Source organism: Mycobacterium sp. 1164985.4, from assembly GCF_001668575.1.
In the GTDB taxonomy this organism is placed as follows: Bacteria; Actinomycetota; Actinomycetes; order Mycobacteriales; family Mycobacteriaceae; genus Mycobacterium.
Genome location: NZ_LZMD01000070.1, coordinates 130,991 through 152,971, shown reverse-complemented (window position 1 = coordinate 152,971; position 21,981 = coordinate 130,991). Strand labels below are relative to the sequence as shown.

At 66.1% G+C, this 21,981-nt stretch carries 18 protein-coding genes and 2 pseudogenes; 11 read left to right on the top strand and 9 right to left on the bottom strand.

Annotation, left to right across the window (positions count from 1 at the left end):
* Window positions 1-19 precede the first annotated feature (19 nt).
* The 3 genes from A5650_RS14510 to A5650_RS14500 all read left to right on the top strand — a co-directional run bounded on the left by A5650_RS14510 (window position 20) and on the right by A5650_RS14500 (window position 3,674).
* Window positions 20-1,039: a chemotaxis protein CheB gene (locus A5650_RS14510; RefSeq protein ID WP_067292489.1), complete on the top strand. Its 1,020-nt coding sequence runs from the start codon at window positions 20-22 to the stop codon at window positions 1,037-1,039.
* Window positions 1,029-1,787 (top strand): STAS domain-containing protein, encoded by a 759-nt coding sequence (locus tag A5650_RS14505; protein WP_067292485.1) that lies wholly within the window; start codon window positions 1,029-1,031, stop codon window positions 1,785-1,787. Before A5650_RS14510 ends, A5650_RS14505 begins: the two co-directional genes overlap by 11 nt.
* Before the next feature lie 90 nt (window positions 1,788-1,877).
* Window positions 1,878-3,674 carry a CheR family methyltransferase gene (locus tag A5650_RS14500; protein ID WP_067292560.1) on the top strand — a complete coding sequence of 599 codons (1,797 nt, stop codon included), beginning with the start codon at window positions 1,878-1,880 and terminating at the stop codon, window positions 3,672-3,674.
* Here A5650_RS14500 and A5650_RS14495 read toward each other — a convergent pair.
* The gene (locus tag A5650_RS14495; protein ID WP_067292481.1) at window positions 3,671-4,048 is read right to left on the bottom strand and encodes a hypothetical protein; all 378 of its coding nucleotides are present in this window, start codon (window positions 4,046-4,048) and stop codon (window positions 3,671-3,673) included. The two genes, A5650_RS14500 and A5650_RS14495, sit on opposite strands and share 4 nt — an antisense overlap.
* A gap of 67 nt (window positions 4,049-4,115) precedes the next feature.
* Window positions 4,116-5,135: a helix-turn-helix transcriptional regulator gene (locus A5650_RS14490; RefSeq protein WP_231992621.1), complete on the bottom strand. Its 1,020-nt coding sequence runs from the start codon at window positions 5,133-5,135 to the stop codon at window positions 4,116-4,118.
* 220 nt (window positions 5,136-5,355) lie between these two features.
* Here A5650_RS14490 and A5650_RS14485 point away from each other — a divergent pair, with 220 nt between their 5' ends.
* Window positions 5,356-6,360 carry a hypothetical protein gene (locus A5650_RS14485; protein WP_067292477.1) on the top strand — a complete coding sequence of 335 codons (1,005 nt, stop codon included), beginning with the start codon at window positions 5,356-5,358 and terminating at the stop codon, window positions 6,358-6,360.
* 56 nt (window positions 6,361-6,416) lie between these two features.
* The gene (locus A5650_RS14480; RefSeq protein WP_067292474.1) at window positions 6,417-7,028 is read left to right on the top strand and encodes an FHA domain-containing protein; all 612 of its coding nucleotides are present in this window, start codon (window positions 6,417-6,419) and stop codon (window positions 7,026-7,028) included.
* On the opposite strand, the gene A5650_RS14475 is transcribed toward A5650_RS14480, so the two are convergent.
* A complete protein-coding gene (locus A5650_RS14475) occupies window positions 7,021-10,023 on the bottom strand; it encodes a serine/threonine-protein kinase (RefSeq protein WP_067292470.1) in 3,003 nt (1,000 codons plus the stop codon). The two genes, A5650_RS14480 and A5650_RS14475, sit on opposite strands and share 8 nt — an antisense overlap.
* Before the next feature lie 254 nt (window positions 10,024-10,277).
* Here A5650_RS14475 and A5650_RS14470 point away from each other — a divergent pair.
* The 4 genes and pseudogenes from A5650_RS14470 (at window position 10,278) to A5650_RS26830 (ending at window position 12,930) form a co-directional block, all read left to right on the top strand.
* Window positions 10,278-11,521: pseudogene (locus A5650_RS14470) on the top strand (sugar porter family MFS transporter).
* Between the two features lie 22 nt (window positions 11,522-11,543).
* Complete coding sequence (locus tag A5650_RS14465; RefSeq protein WP_067292466.1) at window positions 11,544-12,191, top strand: VOC family protein; 648 nt, start codon at window positions 11,544-11,546, stop codon at window positions 12,189-12,191.
* Between the two features lie 35 nt (window positions 12,192-12,226).
* Window positions 12,227-12,679 (top strand): ribonuclease HI, encoded by a 453-nt coding sequence (rnhA, locus tag A5650_RS14460; RefSeq protein WP_067292463.1) that lies wholly within the window; start codon window positions 12,227-12,229, stop codon window positions 12,677-12,679.
* Between the two features lie 92 nt (window positions 12,680-12,771).
* Window positions 12,772-12,930: a hypothetical protein gene (locus A5650_RS26830; RefSeq protein WP_197501878.1), complete on the top strand. Its 159-nt coding sequence runs from the start codon at window positions 12,772-12,774 to the stop codon at window positions 12,928-12,930.
* Window position 12,931: 1 nt separating this feature from the next.
* On the opposite strand, the gene A5650_RS14455 is transcribed toward A5650_RS26830, so the two are convergent.
* On the bottom strand, window positions 12,932-15,211 hold the full coding sequence (locus A5650_RS14455) for an ATP-dependent DNA ligase (protein WP_067292459.1): 2,280 nt from the start codon (window positions 15,209-15,211) through the stop codon (window positions 12,932-12,934).
* Window positions 15,212-15,242: 31 nt separating this feature from the next.
* On the opposite strand from A5650_RS14455, the gene A5650_RS14450 reads away from it, so the two are divergent.
* On the top strand, window positions 15,243-15,470 hold the full coding sequence (locus A5650_RS14450) for a hypothetical protein (protein ID WP_067292456.1): 228 nt from the start codon (window positions 15,243-15,245) through the stop codon (window positions 15,468-15,470).
* Between the two features lie 140 nt (window positions 15,471-15,610).
* Window positions 15,611-16,473, top strand: a pseudogene (locus A5650_RS14445) (type IV toxin-antitoxin system AbiEi family antitoxin).
* 52 nt (window positions 16,474-16,525) lie between these two features.
* Here the strand turns inward: A5650_RS14445 and A5650_RS14440 are convergent.
* Genes A5650_RS14440 through A5650_RS14420 form a run of 5 tightly spaced genes read right to left on the bottom strand, consistent with a single transcriptional unit; the run spans window position 16,526 to window position 21,871 of the window.
* Window positions 16,526-17,611, bottom strand: a complete 1,086-nt coding sequence (locus tag A5650_RS14440) for an ABC transporter ATP-binding protein (protein WP_067292453.1) — start codon at window positions 17,609-17,611, stop codon at window positions 16,526-16,528.
* 34 nt (window positions 17,612-17,645) lie between these two features.
* Complete coding sequence (locus A5650_RS14435; protein WP_067292449.1) at window positions 17,646-18,515, bottom strand: carbohydrate ABC transporter permease; 870 nt, start codon at window positions 18,513-18,515, stop codon at window positions 17,646-17,648.
* Complete coding sequence (locus tag A5650_RS14430) at window positions 18,515-19,489, bottom strand: carbohydrate ABC transporter permease (RefSeq protein WP_067292445.1); 975 nt, start codon at window positions 19,487-19,489, stop codon at window positions 18,515-18,517. Before A5650_RS14430 ends, A5650_RS14435 begins: the two co-directional genes overlap by 1 nt.
* On the bottom strand, window positions 19,489-20,841 hold the full coding sequence (locus A5650_RS14425) for an ABC transporter substrate-binding protein (protein WP_067292438.1): 1,353 nt from the start codon (window positions 20,839-20,841) through the stop codon (window positions 19,489-19,491). The genes A5650_RS14430 and A5650_RS14425 overlap by 1 nt, the downstream gene beginning before the upstream one ends.
* 25 nt (window positions 20,842-20,866) lie before the next feature.
* A complete protein-coding gene (locus A5650_RS14420; RefSeq protein ID WP_067292435.1) occupies window positions 20,867-21,871 on the bottom strand; it encodes a sugar-binding transcriptional regulator in 1,005 nt (334 codons plus the stop codon).
* Between the last annotated feature and the right edge of the window lie 110 nt (window positions 21,872-21,981).

Sequence of the window (21,981 nt, the reverse complement as noted above, 5' to 3'; positions counted from 1 at the left end):
TACGGGTAACCGGTGTCCAATGGGAAGTACAACGTCGGGGCGCCACGACGCGCTGCCGGGTGTGGTGGCGGTGGGCGCATCCGCAGGGGGTGTGGAGGCTCTCAGCCAGTTCGTCGGCGGACTGAAGCAGGACCTGCCCTATGCGGTTCTCATCGTCCTGCACATGCCGCCGAACGCGCCGAGCGTCCTGGCCAAGATCCTCGACCGCAGCGGGTTATTGCCCGCGGCGACCGCCATCGACGGCGCCCCGATCGAGCCCGGTCGTGTATACGTCTGCGCACCCGACCGTCACCTGCTGGTCGCGGACGGGCATTTGATCTTGTCGTCGGGGCCCACGGAGAGCGGGCATCGTCCGGCCATCAACGCGCTGTTCCGTTCCGTGGCACTGAGTTTCGGACCGCGCGCCATCGGTGTCCTGCTGTCCGGCGTCCTCGACGACGGCGTGTTGGGTGCGGCGGCCATACGCTCGCGGGGCGGTACGACGGTCATTCAGACGCCGAGCGATGCGCTGTTTGCGGCCATGCCGCTCAACGCTATCCAGGCGGGGGTCGCCGATCACCAAGCCGCGGCGAGCGACGTCGGCGGCGTCTTGACGAAGCTGCTTGAACGAGAGATCGAGGTCCGGGATATGGAACCTGACAAGGCCATGGAGTTGGAGAACCGCATCGCGATGGGACGCCGATTCTCCACGAATATCGATGCGGAAGACCTCGGCCCTCATTCGGGTTACATCTGCCCCGACTGCCACGGATCGCTGATCGAGGCGGGACCGGGCAGCTTCCGCTGTCGGGTGGGACACGCCTGGACCGCAGACGCGCTGCTGAAAGCCCGCGACGACGAGATCGAGGGTGCCATCTGGGTGGCACTGCGCAGCCTGCGGGAGAAAGCGAAGATGTCGCGGAGGTTGGCGAATACCGTCGGGCCCGGCACCGTGCGGCAACGTTATCTCGAAACCGCGGATGAAGCCGACCGCGCGGCGATGGTTCTGGGCGAACATCTTTCGACCACGGCGCCGCACGGAGAGCTCGGTGCCACCTGATCCCACGCCGCTGGCGGTCTTCACCGAGCCGGTGGGCGATGTCACGACTGTGCGGCCACGCGGTGTGCTCGACAGCCGCACATATCGGTCGCTGCGCGATTCCATCATCAAGACCGCACTCGAGCAGCCGCGCGCCGTTGTCGTCGACATCGGCGATCTCGTCGTTCCGGCCGAATCGGCATTGGTCGTGTTCACCAGCGCCCGCTGGCACGTCGGACGTTGGCCCGAGGTTCCGATCTTGTTGGTGTGCGAACAGCCGATGATCCGATCGGCGCTCGCCAGGAACGGCGTCACCCGCTACGTGCCCGTGTACGCAGGCATGCAGGACGCGATCGACGCCTTGGCGCATCACGACTCGCGCCAGGTACGCCATCGGGCGAGGGCCGATCTTCCGAGGTCGGTCGCGAGCCTGCAACGCACGCGCGAGTTGGTCGTCGAGTGGCTTACGGCATGGTCTCAGCCCGAGTTGATCTCCACCGCCAAGGTCGTTGCCACGACGTTCGTCGAGAACGTTCTGCAGCACACCGACAGTCGGCCCCAACTCCGGATCGAGTCGAAGGACGCGACTGTCACGGTCGCCGTGACCGATGCGAGCGCCACGCCCGCCGGACTGCGCGAGGACGCTGCCCACAGCCCGGCGCCATCGGGACTTCGGATCGTCGCCGCCTTGTGTCGTGCCTGGGGCAACGCGCCGAACACGACGGGTAAGACCGTATGGGCGGTCATCGGTCCGGAGAACGCCCTTTAGTGAGTATCGTCAAGCCTGCAGCCGAAGCGAGCGGACGGACACGGGTTGAGCGACCAGACAGAAGAGGCGTTCGAGGCGCTGCTGCGCTACATGCGCGACTCACGCGGATTCGACTTCACCGGCTATAAGCGCACATCACTGATGCGGCGCGTGCAACACCGGATGCGACAGGCCGGTTCCGAGTCCTACGAGCAGTATCTCGACCACCTGCAGGCGAGCCCCGACGAATTCGACGCGCTGTTCAACACGATCCTGATCAATGTCACGGCCTTCTTCCGGGACCCGCAGGCATGGGAGTACCTCGGCGAGGAGGTCGTTCCGTCACTCCTGGCGGAACGCGGGCCGGACGACCCGATCCGGGTGTGGAGCGCGGGCTGCGCTTCCGGTCAGGAGGCCTACACCCTGGCGATGGTGTTGGCCGAGGCTCTCGGCACCGACGCTTTCCGGCAGCGGGTCAAGATTTATGCAACCGACGTCGACGAGGACGCGCTGACCGAGGCGCGCACCGCGACCTACGACGACAAGGCCGTCGAGTCGGTCCCGCCGGCGCTGCTTGGCAAGTACTTCGAGCGCGTCAACGGCCGGCACGTGTTCCTCAAGGATCTGCGCAGGGCCGTGATCTTCGGCCGCAACGATCTGGTCAAGGACGCACCGATCTCGCGGGTAGACCTGCTGGTCTGTCGCAACACGCTGATGTACCTCAACGCCGAGACGCAACGGAACGTGTTGAGCCGCTTGCACTTCGCACTGGCCCCGCAGGGAACGTTGTTCCTCGGCCACGCCGAGATGCTGTTGAGCCACAGCGACCGGTTCACCCCGCTCAACCTCAAACACCGCATCTTCTGCAAGGTGGCCGGGCCGCACACTGGTGTCGAGCGACTCGGAAACTCAGCGCCGGTCAACGACCGGCAGGGAGACCTGGCGGGGCTGGACCCGATCCGCGAACTCGCGTTCCGCGCCGGACCCGTCGCCCAGATCGTGGTCACCAGCGACGACACCGTCGCGATGATCAACCAGCAGGCCGAGGCCACCTTCGGTTTGTCGGCACGCGACATCGGGCGACTGCTGCGCGACCTCGAGGTCTCCTACCGCCCCGTCGAACTGCGCGCCTATCTCGAGCAGGCCAAGGTCGAACGGCGGTCGGCCCGCATCCAGGATGTGCAATGGCACCGCCCCGGCTCGGACGTGGTGTGGTTCGAGATACACGTCAACCCGCTCGTCGACGCCGAAAACGGACTACGCGGTGTGTCGATCGTCTTCTTCGACGTGACCGCGACCCGCGCCCTGCTGGACAAGGTGGTGGAGACCAACCGTCAACTGGAGACGGCGTACGAGGAACTTCAGTCGACCAACGAGGAACTCGAGACCACCAACGAAGAGCTGCAGTCAACTGTCGAGGAACTCGAGACCACCAACGAAGAGCTGCAGTCCACCAACGAAGAACTCGAGACGATGAACGAGGAGCTGCAGTCGACCAACGACGAGCTACACACCATCAACGACGAACTGCGCCAGCGCAGCGTGGAGGTCAACGAGACCAAGGCCTTCCTCGATTCGCTGGTGAATTCGATCCACTTCGGCCTCATCGTGGTGGACCGCGAGATGCGGGTGGTGTTGTGGAACCGCGGCTGCGAAGAGCTCTGGGGGCTTCGTGCCGACGAGGCTCACGGTTCGGCCCTGCCATCGCTGGACATCGGTTTACCCACAGATGACGTCAAGCCGCTGATCGGCCAGGCATTCGTCGACCCGGACCTCACCACCGAGGCGTTTCTCGATGCCGTCACCCGGCGGGGTAAGCAGGCGCGGATCCGGGTCGTGTGTACGGGATTTCGCGCGACCAGCGAGACAGCCAGCGGGGCCTTGCTGCTGATGGAGCTGCAGAGCTAGCGGTCCGCGTCTTCGGCCTCCAACAGCTGCTCATGGAAGGCTGCCTCCCGATGACGAAGCGCGGCGTCGCGATGCCGTTCGGCGGCGTCCTGATGCAGGCCAACGGTCCGGTCGTCGGCGCGCATCGCCGCCTGCTCGTGCGCTGCCGCCGCACGCAGGTGCGCCTGCATCGCGTCGTCATGGCGCGCGGCGGCGCCGTGATGTGCCCGGCGTGCGCGTTCCAACGCCTCTTCGGCACGCCTCTTCGCACGCGCCACCGACTCCGGCGTGCTGGGCAGGCCCCTCGCCAGTTCGGTCTGCCGCTGACGCAATTCATCGGCCCGGGCACGGGCCAATTCACCGGACGCGATGGACCCACGCTCGTCGTCACTCATGCTCGCTCCCGACGATGTCAGCTGCAAAAAATCTACGCCTCTTTTGAGGGTTGAGGCACGGAAGCGCTCAGCCGCGAAGCGTGGTGTGCGGGCTCTGCCCGTAGATCTGGCGGTAAAGCACCGCGAACCGACCGGTATGGGCGAACCCCCAGCGCGCGGCGATCGCCGTCACTGTGTCCGTGCTGCGGTCGGCGGCCAGCAATTGCTGATGCGCGTAATGGAGTCGAAGCCGACGAAGGTACTGCAGCGGCGTGGTGTCCAAGTGGTGCCGGAACATGTACTGCACAGCGCGCGGAGTGACATGGACGGCTTCGGCGATATCCCCCAGCGCGATGTCGTTGGTGGCGTTGGCATCCATGAACTCCATCGCGCGCCGCAGGAGCACAGGCTTGTTGTCGGTGTGATCGTGGGGCCCCGGCTCGGCGGCCGCGGTGTTCGGAAATGTGGACAGCGTCACCGCCGCCAACAGTCGGCTCGCATGCCCCACGATCAGAGGTGTCGCGAGCGCGGCGTCCGACAGCACCGAGTCCCTGACGTAACGGACCGTGTCCTTCCACATCCGCGCCGCGGCGTCGTCAACGGGCGAGAGGCTCTTGAAGCGAATCGGCAGCGGTGCTTGTCCCGCCGGCAGACCGGTGGCTACGCCGGCAACCACGGCAGGATCGATGAGGACCGCGGTGACGTGCGCGTTTTCAAAGCGCGCTCGGTACGGAAGGTGCGGCTGCGCCAGCATCGCGACCTCCCCCGCCGTCGCTTCCGAACGAAGGCCGTCGCAGGCACTGGCCACGCGGCCGGCAGTGGGCCAGATCGCTGCAACTCTGTTCAGCGGATCGGGCTGCATTTCGGCCTGGCCGGCCACGGTGACGTCATCGAGTGTCAGCGGACCCATCGTGGCGCGGACATGGGTCAGCAGCGGACCCTCATGGTGTTCCCGCGACTTGAATGCGAGCCTCATCTTCACGCCATAGGCGTCTTCCAGAAACTCGTCGACGTCGGCGGATTCGCGGATTTCGACGTGTGACCGTTCCAGCTGCTGTGGCTCGGGGGCTGCATTACCGATCGGGCTCACCTCATCAAGGAGGCGCACGGCGAAGCTGTTGTCTCAGCTCCAGTGATTTGCAGCATACCCAGCGGAAGGGTCTCGAAACGAAAAGCGATCCGCTGCCCGCGCGTCGCCCCCAACCCCTTACCCCGCGGACAGAAATCCCTTCCCGCATTGGGAAGAAAGCTCACTCGCGGGCGATTACGCGGCCTGACGGCGCTCGCGACTATTGACGCGTCCCTGCAACGAATGACTCGAGGAACCGATGACCACGACAGCCACCGGTACGAACAAGCCCGCCCGCGACGAGACGGTGCGACTGCGCCTCGGTGACCTGCCGGTGCGCCACCTGCCCCCGGTCACGCGCAGCGAGGCCAGGACCACGCGATTGCGTCCCGTCGCCGCTTCGACCAAGCCACTGCCGAAGGCCACCAGCGCGTTCGACGGCAAGACGGTGCGGCTGCGCCCGATCGACCTGCCGGTCGTCGCCAAGGTGACCAACACCGTCAGGCAGCGCTACCTGAACTTGAGCGCGGTCAGGAAGGCGCCGACCAAGTGGGACATCGCGCGGCTCTCGCTGGTGATGCTGCTGGCCTCCATGCCGATCCTGGGCATCTCGGTCGACGTGTTCGGCCTGGTCCCCCAGAACGTCACGTCGGTCATCGTCATCGCGCTGTGCGCGGTGCTGGGTGCGCTGATCGCGTTCGCTCCACACCGGATGGACATCTTTGTCGGACGCGGCCTGATCGCCGGCATGGTGGCGTGCATCGTCTATGACGCCGCCCGGCTGTTCGCGGTGCACGTGTTGGGCCTGATGGGCGACTTCATCCCGGTGATGGGATCGTTCGTCACCGGTGAGCCCGACACCGCGGGCAGCGCGGCGGTCGGTTATGTCTGGCGCTACATCGGCGACGGTGGCGGCCTGGGCGTGGCGTTCTTCGTCGTCGCGTTCGCGCTGGGCATCGACCGGTGGAAGAACGTCTACGCGGTGCTGGCGTCGGTCGCCTTCGCGGTGTTCCCGACGTGGGCCGGACTGATGGCGACGGTCGCGCTGGCCCCGCGCGGCGAGGAGATGATGTTCCCGTTGAACGTCGCGACCGTGACGATCACGCTGGTCGGACACCTGATCTTCGGCCTGGTGCTGGGCCTGGCCTTCCTGAAGGCGCCGCGCGGGCGTGACCGCAGCGAATGGCCCTGGCCACCGCTGTTTGAGACGGCTCCGGCCAAGCGGGTCGTCCGCGCCTACAAGAAGTTCACCAACCGGCCGTAGCGTTCGTCGACCAGGGACCTCCTGTCTGGGCCAGAATTGCCTCGATAGGAGGTCCTATGTCGTCGCACCTGGAAATCTCGAGGCCGTCGGGGCGGGAGCTGGTTCCGCTCAGTGGTGAGCGGGTGACCCTCGGCAAGGCGTCCACCAACGCGGTGTCGCTGGAGCACGACGAGACCGTCTCGCGGTTGCACGCCGTACTGGAGAACCTCGGGTTCGCCTGGTCGATAAGGGATCTCGGGAGCCGCAACGGGACGTTTCTCAACGGCGAGCGGATCACCGCCGAACGTGTGCTGCGATCCGGCGACGAGGTGCGCCTCGGCAAGTCACGGCTGGTCTTCTGGGAGGTTAGGGACAGCTCGGACGGCAAGCTCGACGAGGAGACGGTCACCGCTCAGGGTGCCGAGCCCCCGCCGAGGCTGACCCACCGCGAACTCGACGTGCTCATCGTGTTGTGCCGGCCGCTGGTCTCCGATGACCCGTTCCCCGAGCCCGCCTCGGTCCGCCGGATGGCGGGCGAACTGTTCGTCACCGAGGCCGCGGTCAAACAGCATCTGCAGAACCTGTACGACAAGTTCGCCATCCCCGCCGAGGGCGATCGCCGGGTCCGGCTGGCCAACGAGGCACTTCGCCGCGGCGCCGTGACGCTGGCGCAATTGCGCGCTACGTGAAGTCGAGGGCCTCGACGGTGGCGACCGGGCCCTCGTGAGTCGGACGGTCGGCGCCTCCGATGCAGTACACCGCCTCCCCGACTGCGGCCACCACCTGCCCGTGCACCGGGGTTCCGATCGGTGCCACCGTCGTCCACCGGTCGTTGCCGATGTCGTACATCTCGACCGTCGCCAGCACGCGGGTCGGCTCTTCGCCGCCAACCGCGATGATCCGGCCGTCGATGAAGGCGGCGCCATAGCTGCCGCGTGGGGTCGGCATGTCCGGCAGCTTCTTCCATTCCCCGCTGGCCGGGTCGAAACGCTCGAATGCGGAGCTGTTCTCGTCGGCGCTCAGCGAGCGCCCTCCCACGGCGTAAACATAGTTGCCGTCCGACACGGCGGCCAAATGTTCGCGCGGCGTCGGCATGTCGGCGGCCTGCGTCCAGGACTCGCCGTCGAACACCTCGGTCGGCACGACGAGCTGCTTATCACTTTGACCGCCGACCACGACAAGCTTGTCGCCGACCACTGCCGCGGCGGCCCCGGCCCGACCGTGTTGCAGCGCAGCGAGTTCGGTCCACTTGCCGTCGCGCAGCGCGAATACCTTGTCGGACGGCTCCCCGATGTTGTCGGTGGCGCCGCCGAGGACGACGAAGTCCCCGTTATAGGTCGCGCCCGTCGCATGGTGTAGCGCAACCGGCAGGGGCGGTTGGGTCTGCCACTTGCCGGTCCGCGGATCGAAACTCTCTACTGTGTCGAGGGTTTCACCCTCGCGGATGCCACCGGCGATCCAGATCTGGTCGTCGAGCACGCTCCACGCCGCCATCAACCGCGGCGTCGGGGCGTCCGGGAGAGCGCGCCACTCGGCAGCGGGTTGAGGTTGGCGTACAGGAAGTTTCAGCGTTTCAGCCGACGCGGTGATTTTGCCGTCGCCGATATCCGTCGATCCGCCGATCGCGTACACGCGGTTGCCCACCGCGGCCACCGCCATGCCGTGGCGTGCGGTGCCCATGTCGGGAAGGCCGGACCAGGTCGTCGTCGCGAGGTCGAACGCGAGGACGCTCTTGAGGACCTGCCCTGCCGACGTCCCCCCGACCACCACCAACCGGTCGTCGGTGGCGGCAACGCCGAAATCGCTTCGTGGCTCGGGAAGTTCGGGCAAGGCGGTCCAGGAATCGGCGGCCGGGTCGTATGCCTCGACGGTGGCCACGTCGGCGGTGCCGGTCGTGCCGCCGATCGCGTACACCCGCTTGCCGTCGGACGCCGCGCTCAACATCTGACGCGGGGTCCGAATGGGAGCACCGAGCTTCCAGACGGTGCCGTCGAACACCTCCGTGGTGGTGAGCAGCTTGCCCGAAGAGTCCACCCCGCCGGCGACGATGATCCGGTCCCCGACCACGGCGGCGGCGCCGCCGGCGCGGGGCTGTAAAAGCGGCGGCAGTTCGGTCCAGCGGCTGTTGACGACCCGCCACACCCGGTCGGTCGCGACCTTCGCGTCGTCGCCCTCGGTACGCCAGCCGCCGAGCACGACAGGGTTCTCCCGCCACGTCACCGCCATCGCACGCTGCACGGGAACCGGCAGATCCTCGCCGCTCTTCCAGCTGTCGATGGCGGGGTCGTAGCCCTCGTGCTCACCGCTGACCCGGTCGTCGGCACCGAGGCCGCCGAAGACCCAGATGGTGCCGTCGGCCTGGGTCGCGGCCACGGCGTCGCGGGCGACCCGCGCGTCGGCGATCGGCCGCCAGGCCGGCTGCGCCTCGGCGACCGGCTGCGCGGGCGCGGCGGTTTGGCCGCCGCCGTTGTCGCGCGTCGATGCGACGACGAAGACGCCACTGATCACCAGCAGCAGCACCGCGACGATCGCGCCGGACACGATCAGCGCCCGCTTCCGACCGCTCCTCTCCGGCGGCGTGTCCGCCTCTTGACCGGGCCGCACACCGGGCGGCAGCTGCCAGGGCAGGCTCGACTGGCTGATCGACGCGGTGTGAGCGAACATTCCGGGTTCGGGCGCGGGCGCGTCGGAAGCTCCCGACGTAGCCGGCGTGCGCCGCGCCGGCGAAAGGGGTTCAGCCGGCGCGGAGACCGACGGCTCGGCGAGATCCGAAACGGCCACGGCCTGCGTGCCTTCCGGCTGTTCCGGCGCGGCACTCGGCTCGCTGAGCGCCATTGCGTCCGCGGTCAGCCCGTTGTGGCGTTGTGCCAGCTGCAGTTCGTGACCGAAATCCGCCGCCGACGCGTAGCGCTCGGAGGGTTTGCGGGCCATCGCCTTCTCGATCGCGGCGCACACGTCGGCGGGGATGCCCTGCGGACGCAGATCCGGTACGGGCGTGGAGGTTATGCGCAGATAGTGCGCGATCAGGTCCTCGTCGTTCTTGCGCTCGTGCGGGGGCTTGCCCGCGATCAGCGCGTAGATCGACGCGCCGAGCGAGTAGACGTCGGCCTCGACGGTCGGCGGGTTTCCCTCGAGCACTTCCGGCGCGGTGTAGGACAGCGTGCCGGTGAAGAAACCGGTCACCGTCTTGTATCCGCCGGCGATCCGGGCGGTTCCGAAGTCGCTGAGTTGTGGTTCGCCGTAATCGTTGAATAAGACGTTGGCCGGTTTGATGTCGCGGTGCAGGGTGCCCGTTCGATGTGCGGTTTCCAGTGCGCCGCAGAGCTTCACGCCGATGCGCAGCGCCTCGGGCCACGCGATGCGGCCCTCCCGCCGCAGTCGCTCAGCCAGCGAGCCCTCGCGGTGGTAGGGCATCACGATGAACGGCCGATTGCCCTCGGTCACACCGACTTGAAGGATGTTGACGATGTTGGGGTGGCCGGAGAGCGCGCCCATGGCGTAGCCCTCGCGGAAGAATCGTTCGCGGTCGTCTTCGTCGAGGTCGGATGCGAGGACCTTGATCGCGACGCTTCGCGCCAGCGACTGCTGATAGCAGCGGTAGACGACGCCACCGCCGCCGCGGCCGATCTCGACCGCTTCGGTGAACCCGGCGGCCGCCAGCTCAGTCGCTATTCCCCCGGCCATATGCCACCGCCCTCCGGTGAAATGCCGAATCTTCGCTCTCAAAGTACCGAGCAAGTGAAGCTGCGACGCCTGATTTCGCCAGTTCCATACTGATGCCGTACAGCGACCTATGGGTGGCGAAGGGTCAGCGGATTACCCAGCGGCACGTCGGTGTCGGTACCGCGGAACGCGACCCCGCGCACCTGCGAGTTTGCTTTTTCTCCGGCTCGGGTAAGACGGTGCCGCACCTTCATGAATTCAAGGAGCCGCGGCTGATGAGTGCCATCGATACCGAACGCTCGGATGACGTGCGAGCCAAGACACCGGGACAACTGACCGGCGCGGTCGTCATCGTCGCGCTGGTGTCGGCGGTCTCCGGGATGCTCTACGGCTACGACACCGGCATCATCTCCGGGGCACTGCTGCAGATCACAAAGGACTTCGGCATCGCCGAGGGCTGGAAGCAGCTGATCGCCGCCAGCATTCTGCTCGGGGCGGTACCGCGCCCATGTATGTCGCGGAACTGGCGCCGCCCAAGTACCGGGGCCGGCTCGTGCTCTGCTTCCAAATCGCGATCGGGGTCGGCATCGTGATCGCGACCATTGTCGGTGCGACGGAATCGATCCCGTGGAGATGGTCGATCGGCATCGCCGCGGTTCCCGCCGCGATCATGTTCGGTCTGCTGCTGCGGCTGCCGGAAAGCCCCCGATGGTTGATCAAGAACGAAAACCGCGATAAGGCGCGTGACGTTTTGGACCGGGTTCGACCGTCGGGCTACGACATCGAAGGCGAACTCGACGAGATGGCCGAGCTGGTACGCAAAGAGGAGACCGCCAAGACGCGGGGGTGGCCGGGGCTGCGCGCGCGGTGGGTGCGCCCGGCGCTCATACTCGGTTGTGGCATAGCGATTTTCACTCAGCTCAGCGGCATCGAGATGATCATCTACTACTCGCCGACGATCCTGACCGACAACGGATTCTCGGAATCGGTCGCGCTGCAGGTGTCGGTGGGGCTCGGTGTGAGTTATCTGGTGGCCCAGCTCGTCGGGCTGTCCATCATCGACAGGGTTGGCCGCAGGCGACTCACGTTGATCATGATTCCCGGTGCGGCGCTGAGCCTGTTCGTTCTCGGTACGTTGTTTGTCACCGGCAACAGCGGCCGGGATTCCGTGCCGTTCATCATCGTCTGTCTCATCGTGTTCATGCTCTTCAACGCGCGCGGCTTGCAGTTGATGGGATGGCTGACCGGATCCGAGACCTATCCGCTGGCGGTGCGACCGGCCGGCACGGCCGCGCAGTCCGCGGCGCTGTGGGGCACCAACCTGATCATCACGTTGACCCTGTTGTCGCTGATCAACGCGATCGAGGTCGGGCCGACCATGTGGCTCTACGGATTGTTCAACGTGGCCGCATGGATTTTCGTCTATTTCCGGATGCCCGACCTGACGGGAAGAAGTCTCGAGGAGATCGAACGCAAGCTGAGCAACGGCCAGTTCCGCCCCGCCGATTTCGCGCGCTGAGCGCAGACGTCATACTCGAGCGGTGTCATCGGCAGCCGTCAGTGTCGACGAACTCGTGGTGGCCGATCCGGCCGACGCCTGGGGTCGGGCCGGATTCACGGTCGACGCGGATAGCACCTGCCGAGTGGGCGGTGTGCGCGTCCGATTGGTCGGCGCGGATGGCGGCAGTGGAATCGCTGGGTGGTCGTTGCGCGGATTGTCCTCGGACGCCGCACTTTCCGAAGTCGACGGGATCCCGACGACGGTGTCGGGCGCGCCGCTCGCGTCGGGCGCCGAACATGTCAACGGCGTCACCGCGATCGACCATGTCGTGGTGCTCTCCCCCGATCTGGACCGGACCGTCCAGGCGTTCACGGGCATCGGCGTCGCGCCGCGACGGGAACGCGACGGTGAACTGGGCGGCAGGCCGATCCGCCAGATCTTCTTCCGGTTCGGCGGGGTGATCGTCGAGGTCGTCGGCTCCTCCGGCACCACGAGCGACGCGCCGTCGACGCTTTGGGGAATCACCTACGTCGTTGCCGACATCGACGCGGCCGCGGCGTTCTTCGGCGACCGGACCGCACCGGTCAAGGACGCCGTGCAGCCCGGGCGACGGATCACCACACTGCGGCATCAGGCGTTCGGCATGTCGGTCCGCACGGCGATGATCTCCGCCCCCGCGCGTCGCTGAGCCGTCGGCTCGACGCCGTTGCTTATTCTCTGCCCATGGCAGACGACGTCGTGGTGATCCATACGGACGGCGGGTGTCGGCCCAATCCGGGGCCCGGCGGCTGGGGCGCGGTACTGCGCCAGCGGATGCATGTGCGCGAGATGTACGGCGGCGAGGCGCAGACCAGTAACAACCGCATGGAGTTGACCGCCCCGATCATGGCGCTGGAGGCGCTGACCCGTCCGGTGGTTGTGCACCTGTACACCGACAGCACGTACGTCCGCAACGGCATCATGAATTGGGTGCTCGGCTGGGAGCGCAACGGCTGGATGACCGCCGCCAAGCAGCCCGTGAAGAACGTCGACCTCTGGCAGCGGCTGCAGCTGGCGTGTAAGCCGCATCGGGTCGAGTGGTTCTGGGTGAAGGGCCATTCGGGCGTCGCCGACAACGAGCTTGCCGACGTGCTCGCGACACGCGGGATACAGGAAGCGCTGCTAGCGGCGCACTGACCGCGCGGGTCCAGCAAGCACTTCCCCTTCGATTGGCGACCTGACAGCGATTCGCCTCATGAAAGCGGCATCCTCGCAACGGCAGTGGCCTCATGTCGATGCCACGCCTGATGCTGACGAATTGGATCACCGCGTTCATGGGCCGCGGCCGCAGCTACGACATCAGCGCTGCGAGAACCGAACTCGGCTACGCTCCGTTCGTCAGCTTAGCCGCCGGACTTGCGGAGATGGCGGATTTCGTATCGCGCTGAGCTACTCCCACCTGACGTCATCAGGCTCCTTGTCGGGCCGCAATCCGCGCCAACTCGGCTGGCGCAGACGGTTATCCGAGGTACGTTCGCTGTAACGCACCTCGCCGACGAGTTCAGGACGCACGAACGTCACCCCCTTCGCGTCCGGGCGAGGGAGTCGCTCGTTGAACGGGCTCTCGTCGGTCTCCAGCGGCTCGAGGGTCTTCGTGAGCGCGGCGAGAGCTTTGTCGGTGAAGCCGGTTCCGACTCGGCCGACGAACTGAAGCCCACCCTCGGCCGGAATACCGAGAATCAGCGAGCCGATACCGCTCGAACGCCCGCCCTCACCGCGCCGCCAGCCGCCGATCACGACCTCCTGGGTGTTCCACACCTTGTCCTTGATCCAGGCCTTCGACCGTCGGCCCGGTTGGTAGGTCGAGTCGAGCTTCTTGGCGACCACACCCTCCCAGCGCTTCTTGCGGGCGTATTCCATCGCCTCGGGGCCATCGCCGGGTAACACCTCGGGCACGATCAAACCACCACCCTCGGCGAGCGCCTCGAGCAGCTTGCGGCGATCGGAATACTTGGCGCGCAACAAGGATCGGCTGTCGAGGTACAGGATGTCGAACGCCCAGAATTCCACGCGAGTGGAGCGGGCACGGTTCTGCATCTCCGAAAAGCTCGGCACCCCGGACTCGTCGAGCGCGACCGCCTCACCATCGAGGATGACGTGGTGCTCGGCGAGGTCGGCTGCGACGGCCTCGAACTGAGGAAACTCGCCGGTGACGTCGCGGCCCCGCCGGGACCGGACGGTGAGCCTCCCGCGGTCCGCGTCGATGATCACGCGGTAACCGTCCCACTTGCCTTCGAACGCCCACTGGCTCGCCTTCAGTTTCGCGACCGAACCCTCCGTCGACAGCATCGGCGCGAGGTCGCCCGCCTGCGGCCGCTTCTGGTCCTTCATCCGGTGGGCGAGCCAGTTCTTGCCGTCGGTCTGGATCAGCGCGTACCGGCCGTCGATCTTCTTGCCGCGCAGGTTGATGATGACCTCGCCGCCGTCCTTCGCACTGTCGGGTGGCACGTCGTTGAACTTCTCGGCCTCGTAGGTACCGGTGTCCCAGATGATCATCTTGCCGCCGCCGTACTCCCCCTTGGGGATCTCGCCGTGAAAGGTGAGGTACTCCAGCGGATGATCCTCGGTATGTACGGCGAGGTGGTTGACCGACGGGGTGTCGGGCAGGTTCTTCGGCACCGCCCAACTCACCAGCACGCCGTCACGTTCGAGCCGCAGGTCGTAGTGCAGTCGGCGGGCGTGATGCTCCTGGATGACGAACTTGTCGTTGTTGCCCGTCGTCGGCGGCCTGTTCGGTACCGGCTCAGGCGTTTTCGACGCGTCGCGCATGCTGCGGTAGGTAGTCAGCCGGTCCGGTACGGGCACCGCCTCGTCGAGTGGGGCGAGTAGGTCGCCCATCTCCTGCATGCGATCGAGCACCTCGTCGAAGTTGAGGTGGCGCAACTGGGGATCCTCGATCTCGTCCCAGGTGCGCGGCGCAGCGACCGTCGGATGTTCGCGTCCCCGAAGCGAATACGGTGCGATCGTCGTCTTGGAGCCGTTGTTCTGACTCCAGTCGACGAAGACCTTGCCGGAGCGCACGCTCTTGGTCATCGTCGCGGTCACCCGTTTGGGCATCGTCTTCTCGAGCTGCTGGGCGACCCTCCGCGCGAGTACCGACGCGCCCTGGGAGCTGATCGGTTCCTCGAGCGGGACGTACAGGTGCAAGCCCTTACTCCCGCTGGTGAGCGGGTAGGTGGTCAGGCCGATGTCGGTGATGAGGTCGCGGACCTCGTGGGCGACCTCGCAGAGCTGGCGAAACCTGACGCCCTCGCCGGGATCGAGATCGAACACGATGCGGGTGGCGGGGCCGGGGGCCGGCGGCCCGTCGTCCTTACGAACAAAGCGCCATTGCGGAACGTGCACCTCGAGCGCGGCCTGTTGCGCGATCCACGCCAGGCCCTCGGCGGTGTCGATCAGCGGGTAGGTCGTCGTACCGGAGCGGTGGGTGACCGAGGCGCGGTCCAGCCAGTCGGGTGCCGAGGAGGCGAGTTGTTTTTCGAAGAAGGACGACTCCTCGACGCCATTGGGCCAGCGCTTGCGGGTGACGGCGCGGCCTGCGATGTGCGGGATCATCGCCTCGGCGATGCCGACGTAGTAGTCGAACACCTCGGCTTTGGTCGTACCCGTCGCCGGGTACAGCACCTTGTCCGGGTTGGTCAGCTTCACCCGGCCGAATCGATCCACAATGTGAACGTATACCCGCTGCTAGGTTGGATCCGTGACGAGAATCCTCGCGGCGGTCCTGGTCGCGGTGGCCGGCTTGCTGGCGGCGCCCCACGCGGCCGCGGATCCGCAGGACCTCCTGCCCTACTGCTCGGGCGATCAGACGCCGATCGACAACAACTGCCGGCCAATGGCACATCAGGAGTTCACCCACACGCCAGGTGGATTCGACCCGAATCTCTCGAGCGGCCTCGACCCGGGCAACCCGGCGATCGTGGGCTAGCTGGCGAGCCTGCCTCCCTCGATGCGCTCGCCCGTCGATTTCTGCACCCAGGGTCGCGATTTCGCGTTATCCACAGCCCTGCCGCAGAAATGGGCGGTTGATCCGCGGTCTTGTCGGCCGGCGCAAGCACGATCCCGGTCATGTGGCGACCGTTTCTCGGCAGCGAAGCGATCGGCGAAGGCCGACTCACGCGTGGCCGGCTGCGCTGGAACAACACCGCGGTCCTACCGCGGGTCTATATGCCGAACGGCGCCGAGCGCAACGTCCACGCGAGCGCCGTCGCGGTGTGGTTGTGGACGGGCCGCAGAGGCGTCATCGCGGGGCGGGCCGCGGCCGCACTTCACGGATCGAAGTGGGTGGATGCGTCGACACCGATCGAGGTGATCACCGCTCACACCCGCCGACGCGATGGCGTCATTGTCCGCGAGGAACGCCGGGCACCCGACGAGATCACCTATGTCGGTGAGGTGCCCGTGACGAGTCCGGTCCGCACGGCGTGGGATTTGGCTCGCCACCTTCCGCGCGATACCGCCGTCGCGCACCTGGACGCCCTGGCCGCCGCGACCGGAGTGTCCGCCGACGATGCCCTCGCGCTGAGCGACCGGTATCGCGGTGCACGCGGAGTTCGTCGCGCACGCGTGGCGCTCGAGTTGGTGGACAGGGGCGCGCAGTCGCCCGAGGAGACCCGGCTTCGACCGTCACTCGTAGACGCCGGCTGCCGGCCCCGCGCACGCAGATCAGGCTCAGCGACGGTTACGAGGAGGCGTTCCTTGACATGGGCTACGACGAACCGATGGTGGGCCTGGACTACGACGGAGTTCACCACAGCGAGAACCGACGACAGTACGTACACGACGTGGGCCGCGCCGCGTTCATCGAGCGCCAGGGCTGGATCGACATTCATGTGCTCAAGGAACACAGTCGTCGGTACACCCTGCATCGCGTCTTCGACGCGTTCGCCCGACGCGGATGGACGCCACCGAGTTCTGCCGGAGGGTCGTGATAACGCTAAAAGCACGACCCTGGTGCAGAACTCGACGCACCGCTGGCGAGCCTCAGTCGATGCGCTCGCCCGTCTCCGGGTGGAACAGGTGGACGAAGCCTTCCGGATGCTTGCGCAGCCGCACCGTCTCCGCAAGCTTGGGCGCCGTGCGCGGGTTGCACCGCGCGACCAGCTCCACCCCCGGACCCGAACCGGCGTGCGTGTAGAGGTAGGCCTCGCTGCCGAGGTCCTCGACCAGGTCGACGACGACCGGCACACCGCCGGTGTCGGCGAGTTCGAGTTGCTCGGGCCGGATTCCGATCGTGACCTCCGACAGGCCTGCATCGCTCAACTTGGTCAATCGATCACGCTCGACCTCCAGGATCGAGTCGCCGATCCGGACGCCGTCGGGGGCGATCGGCAGGGTCACCAGGTTCATCGCCGGTGACCCGATGAAACCCGCGACGAACGCGTTGGCCGGCCTGTCGTAGAGCTCGTTCGGGGAGGCGAACTGCTGCAGCTTGCCGAACCGCAGAACCGCTACCGTGTCCCCCATCGTCATGGCCTCGACCTGATCGTGGGTGACGTAGACCGTCGTGGTGCCGAGGCGTCGCTGTAGCGCGGCGATCTGGGTTCGGGTCTGCACGCGCAGCTTCGCGTCGAGGTTCGACAGCGGCTCGTCCATGCAGAACACCTGCGGCTCTCGCACAATCGCGCGGCCCATCGCCACGCGTTGACGCTGACCACCCGACAGCTTGGCCGGCTTGCGGTCCAGGAACTCCGTCAGATCAAGGATTTTCGCGGCCTCCTCAACTTTTTTGCGCCGCTCCGCCGACGACACCCCACGCAGCTTCAGCGCGAAACCCATGTTCTCGGCGACGGTCTTGTTCGGATACAGCGCGTAGTTCTGGAACACCATCGCAATGTCACGATCCTTCGACGGCACACCCGTCATGTCCCGGCCGCCGATCTCGATCGCCCCCTCGTCGATGTCCTCCAGCCCGGCCAGCATGCGCAGTGCCGTGCTTTTTCCTGACCCGGAAGGGCCTACCAGCACCACGAACTCGCCATCAGCGATCTCGAGGTTGAGCGAGTCGACCGCGAGCTTGTCCGAGCCCTCGTAGATGCACGTGGCGTTGCGGTAAGTGATTGTTGCCATAGGTATCTCCGTGTCTGTTGATCAGCTCTGACGGTTACTTGATCGCGCCGAACGAAAGTCCGCGCACCAACTTGTTCTGTGCGATCCACCCGCAGAGGATCACGGGCAGTGCGGCCATGGTTGCGGCCGCCGACAGCACGGCCCAGTACTGACCCTCACCGGCGATGAAGCCGACGAGGTACACAGGCATGGTCTGAGCGTTCACCGCGGTCAGGTTCACCGCGAAGAAGAACTCGTTCCAGGCGAAGATCACGCAGATCAGCGCCGTCGCGGCGATACCCGGCGACACGAGCGGCAAGATCACCTCACGGACCGACCGCCACAGGCTGGCCCCGTCCAGGCTTGCCGCCTCCAGTAGTTCGCCGGGCACCTCCAGGAAGAACGACCGCATCATCCAGACCGCGATCGGCAGGTTCATCGCGGTGTAGAGAACGATCAAGGCCCAGATGTTGTCCAGCAGGCCGATATTGGAGACGATCACGTACAGCGGCAGGATCACCGCGACGACGGGCAGCATGCGGGTGCTCATGAAGAAGAACAGCGCATCCTGCGTCTTGCGGACCGGCCGCAGCGATAAGGCGAACGCGGCGGGCACGCCGAGCGACAGCACGATCAGCGTCGAGACCCCGGTGGCGAACAGCGAATTCAGCATCGCCGGCCCGATGCCCTGGTTGAAGACCGCCGAATACTGATCCAGCGTCGGGGAGAAGAACAGCTTCGGTGGGCTGGTGGCGGCGTCGGCTTCCTGTTTGAACGACGTCAGCACCATCCAGAAGACCGGGAAGAAGAACCCGAGTCCGACCAGCCACGCCACCGGGCCCAACGGGCTGAACGTGCGCGACTTCTTCTTTGCGCTCGCAGCGGGTTGTGGTGTGGCTGCGGTCTTCTCAACCGTGGTAGTCATCAGGCCGCCTCTTCCTTCCCGGTGAACGACTTGAAGATCAATCGGAGCGCGAAGCTGGCGATGATCATCGTGAAGATCACGACCACCACGCCCATAGCAGCGGCCTGACCGATGTCGAAGCCGAGGAACGCGCGCTGATAGATGTAGAACGGGAGATTCGCACTCGCGATCCCTGGGCCGCCCTGGGTCATCATGTAGATCGCGTCGAACGTGTTGACCAGGAAGATCGCTCCCAGGACGACGCCCAACTCGATGAATCGCCGAAGGTGTGGCAGCGTCAACTCCCGAAACACTTGGAACGCGTTGGCGCCATCGACTCGACCGGCCTCCAGGATGTCGCGTGGCATCGACTGGAGGCCCGCGAGGATCAGCAGCATCATGAACGGTGTCCACTGCCAGATGAGCATCACCATCACCATCGGCAGCGGGAACCGCCCGATCCAGTCCATGCGCTCGATCCCGACCAGCGACATCACCCAGTTCAGGATTCCGTTGTTGGGATCGAGGATCGTCGTCTTCCAGATCAGGGCGGCGGCAACGGGTGTGACGAGGAACGGCGTGATCAACAGGGTCCGCACGATCCCGCGGCCCAGGAACGCCCGGTCCAGCAGGAGGGCCAGCAGCAGCCCGAAGAACGCCGAGAGCAACACCACCCCGACGATCAGGATCACGGTGTTGAGCGCGACCGTCCAGAACTGGCTGTCCTTGGCGACCGTGACGTAATTCTGCAATCCGATGAACCTGCGTGAACCCGGGCGAACCAGGTTCCACGACAACGTCGAATAGTAGAGGGTGAACAGGAACGGGATCTGCGTGACGACGATCATGAAGATCAGCGCCGGCAGCAGCGGGCCGCGGCGACGCCAGGCCTCGGCGCGGCTCACGCCGGTGTCCTGTGCCTCTCGAATCCTTCGAACCCGTTCGGCCACCGCCATTTCGCTGGTTTCGGCCTTGGTATCGGCGGTTACGGTCATTACTTCTCCTGGTATGTCTTGCCGACAACCTCGGCGTACTGCTGCGCCTGGTCGAGGGCCTCGTCCACAGTCTTCTGGCCGGCGATCGCGGCACTGATCTGCTGACTGACCCTGGTGCCGAGGTCCTGGAACTCGGGGATCGCGACGAACTGAATGCCGGTGTACGGAACCGGTTGCACCGTGGGCTTGTTCGGGTTCGCATTCTCGATCGAGCGCAATGTCAGAGGCCCGTACGACTGCGAGATCTTCTCGTACTCCGGCAGTTCGGTATACGTCGACGTGCGGCTGCCCGGTGGAACACGGGCCCAGCCGAGCTTTTCCCCCACCAGCTTCATGTAGTCCTTGCTCGTCATCCACGAGATGAACTTCCAGGCGCCGTCGGGGTTCTTGGCCGATTTCGGAATGCCCAATGCCCAGGTGTACAGCCATCCGGAGTTCGGCTTCTCCGCGATCGGTGCGGGTAGGTAGCCGATCTTGCCGACCAGCTCCGGGTACTCCTTCGGATCCTCCAGGACCGACACCGCGGACGTCGCGTCGTACCACATGGCTGTCTGGCCCTGCCCGAACAGGTTTGCGCACTCCTGGAATCCGGTCGAGGCCGCGCCCAGCTCACCGGAACGCTTGACCAGGTCGACATAGAAGTTGACCGCTTTGCGCACCTCCGGGCTGTTCAGCTGCGCGTCCCACTGCTCGTCGAACCAGCGCCCACCAAAGGTGTTGATCACGGTGTCGAGCGGTGCGAGCACCTCACCCCACCCGGGCTTCCCGCGTAGGCAGATGCCGGCGCGGTTGTTGGTCTTGAGGGTGTCGGCCCACTGCGCCACTTCCTGCCAGGTGGGTTGATAGTCCGGTGACTGATCGACCTTGATCCCGGCCTGTTCGAAGAGGTCTTTGCGGTACATCAGGAACGACGACTCGCCGTAGAACGGGACCGCGTACATATCACCGTCGTGCGACAGCGACTCGCGCAGCGACGAGATGAAGTCTTCCTCGTCGTAACCCGGTGTCTTCGCGGCGTATTCGGAGAGGTCCCGCAGCCAGCCGTCCTTCGCCCACTGCGGGGTCTCGAAGTTGCTGATCATCACGACATCGAACTCGCTTCCACCCATCGCGGTCGACATGGTGATCTTGGCGCGGGCCTGGTTCTCCGAGAGCGTGACGAACTTCAACTTCGTCCCCGGGTTGGCCTTCTCGAACTCCGAGGACAGATCCCTGGCGTCGGTCATCTGGGAGTTCGACACCATCGCGATGGTGACCTGGTTGTCCGAAGCGCCGAGGCTCCCGGCGCCCGAGCAACCGGATGCGAGCACCACGACCGACGCGGCGGTCACCGCCGCGAATCGCCTGATCATTATCGGTCTCACCTGCGTCGTCTCCTCACTGCCCCAACAACCAACGCGCGCAATCGATGTCACATACCAGCAGCCGGGCCAATTTGCCCTTCAGGACGGCCAGGGTGGCGTCGTACTTGGTGGCGCCGCTGGAGATCAGCAGCGTCTTCCCACAGTTACGGATGTCCTCCAGCGGCACCGACACCGCACGCTGCTGCAGTTCGGTGTCGACGGGCGCACCGTCCGCGTCGAAGAACCGTCCGCCGATCTCCCCTACCGCACCGAGCGACTCGAGCTCATCGAGCATGCGGGTGTCGAGGAAGCTGCCCTCGAACAGCGTGGTCGAGGTCGACACCGCACCGACACCGAAGAGCATCATGTCCGCTTGCCGACCCGCCTCGAGCGTGCGTGAAATCACCGAATCGGTGCGCATCGACGCGACCGTCGACGGGTCTGCGTACAGCGGTGCTGGTAGCCGTAACGTGCTCGCGCGCAACGTTTCCGCGCACCGCGTCAGGATGAACTCCGTGCCGGTCTGATAGGCCGCGGTCGACATGGCGCCGTCGAGCTGCACGACTGCGCGACAACTCGCCACCCCCGGAACCAGCGCGTTGGCGGCGGCAACCTGCTCAGGGCCCCAGGTGAACCCGAGCACGTCGTCGGGCATGAGGCGCCGCATCAGCAGCGCGGCCGCGGCGCGCCCAACACTGGCGAACCCGGCCGGCCGACCCGGGGCGCCGATGTCGACGCCGTGCCCGGCGACCACCACCTCGGTGAGGCCGTAGCGCCGCTCGAGTTCGCGCTCCTCCTCGGCGTGCAGATCCTCGCTGAGCCCGGCCGGGACGGCGATCTCGATGCGGACCAGGCCGCGAGCCTTCGCGCGGGCGATCAGTCGACCAGCGGTCGGACGTGAGACGCCGAGCCGGGCGGCGATCTCGGCCTGGGTCAGGCCGTCGAGGTAGTACATCGTCGCCGCACGCAGCGCCAGCCGGATGTCCTGCGCCGGAACCGCGGCCCCGCCGAGTTCACCGGTCGACGTCGATGCGGTCACGCCCTCCGCCCTCCGTAACTGAGCATTCGCCGCGTGAGCATTTGCTCAGGGGTGCGATTAGATGCTCACCACGTTAACATGGTCGATGTGACGCACACAACACTTTCGCC

Bases quoted from the DNA above. Each gene is read 5' to 3' on its own strand.
- rnhA (WP_067292463.1), top strand. From the start codon at position 12,227: ATGGCAGACGACGTCGTGGTGATCCATACGGACGGCGGGTGTCGGCCC.
- A5650_RS14480 (WP_067292474.1), top strand. From the start codon at position 6,417: ATGTCGTCGCACCTGGAAATCTCGAGGCCGTCGGGGCGGGAGCTGGTT.
- A5650_RS14440 (WP_067292453.1), bottom strand. From the start codon at position 17,611: ATGGCAACAATCACTTACCGCAACGCCACGTGCATCTACGAGGGCTCG.
- A5650_RS26830 (WP_197501878.1), top strand. From the start codon at position 12,772: ATGTCGATGCCACGCCTGATGCTGACGAATTGGATCACCGCGTTCATG.
- A5650_RS14510 (WP_067292489.1), top strand. From the start codon at position 20: ATGGGAAGTACAACGTCGGGGCGCCACGACGCGCTGCCGGGTGTGGTG.
- A5650_RS14425 (WP_067292438.1), bottom strand. From the start codon at position 20,841: ATGATCAGGCGATTCGCGGCGGTGACCGCCGCGTCGGTCGTGGTGCTC.
- A5650_RS14435 (WP_067292449.1), bottom strand. From the start codon at position 18,515: ATGACTACCACGGTTGAGAAGACCGCAGCCACACCACAACCCGCTGCG.
- A5650_RS14430 (WP_067292445.1), bottom strand. From the start codon at position 19,489: ATGACCGTAACCGCCGATACCAAGGCCGAAACCAGCGAAATGGCGGTG.
- A5650_RS14475 (WP_067292470.1), bottom strand. From the start codon at position 10,023: ATGGCCGGGGGAATAGCGACTGAGCTGGCGGCCGCCGGGTTCACCGAA.
- A5650_RS14485 (WP_067292477.1), top strand. From the start codon at position 5,356: ATGACCACGACAGCCACCGGTACGAACAAGCCCGCCCGCGACGAGACG.
- A5650_RS14500 (WP_067292560.1), top strand. From the start codon at position 1,878: ATGCGCGACTCACGCGGATTCGACTTCACCGGCTATAAGCGCACATCA.
- A5650_RS14495 (WP_067292481.1), bottom strand. From the start codon at position 4,048: ATGAGTGACGACGAGCGTGGGTCCATCGCGTCCGGTGAATTGGCCCGT.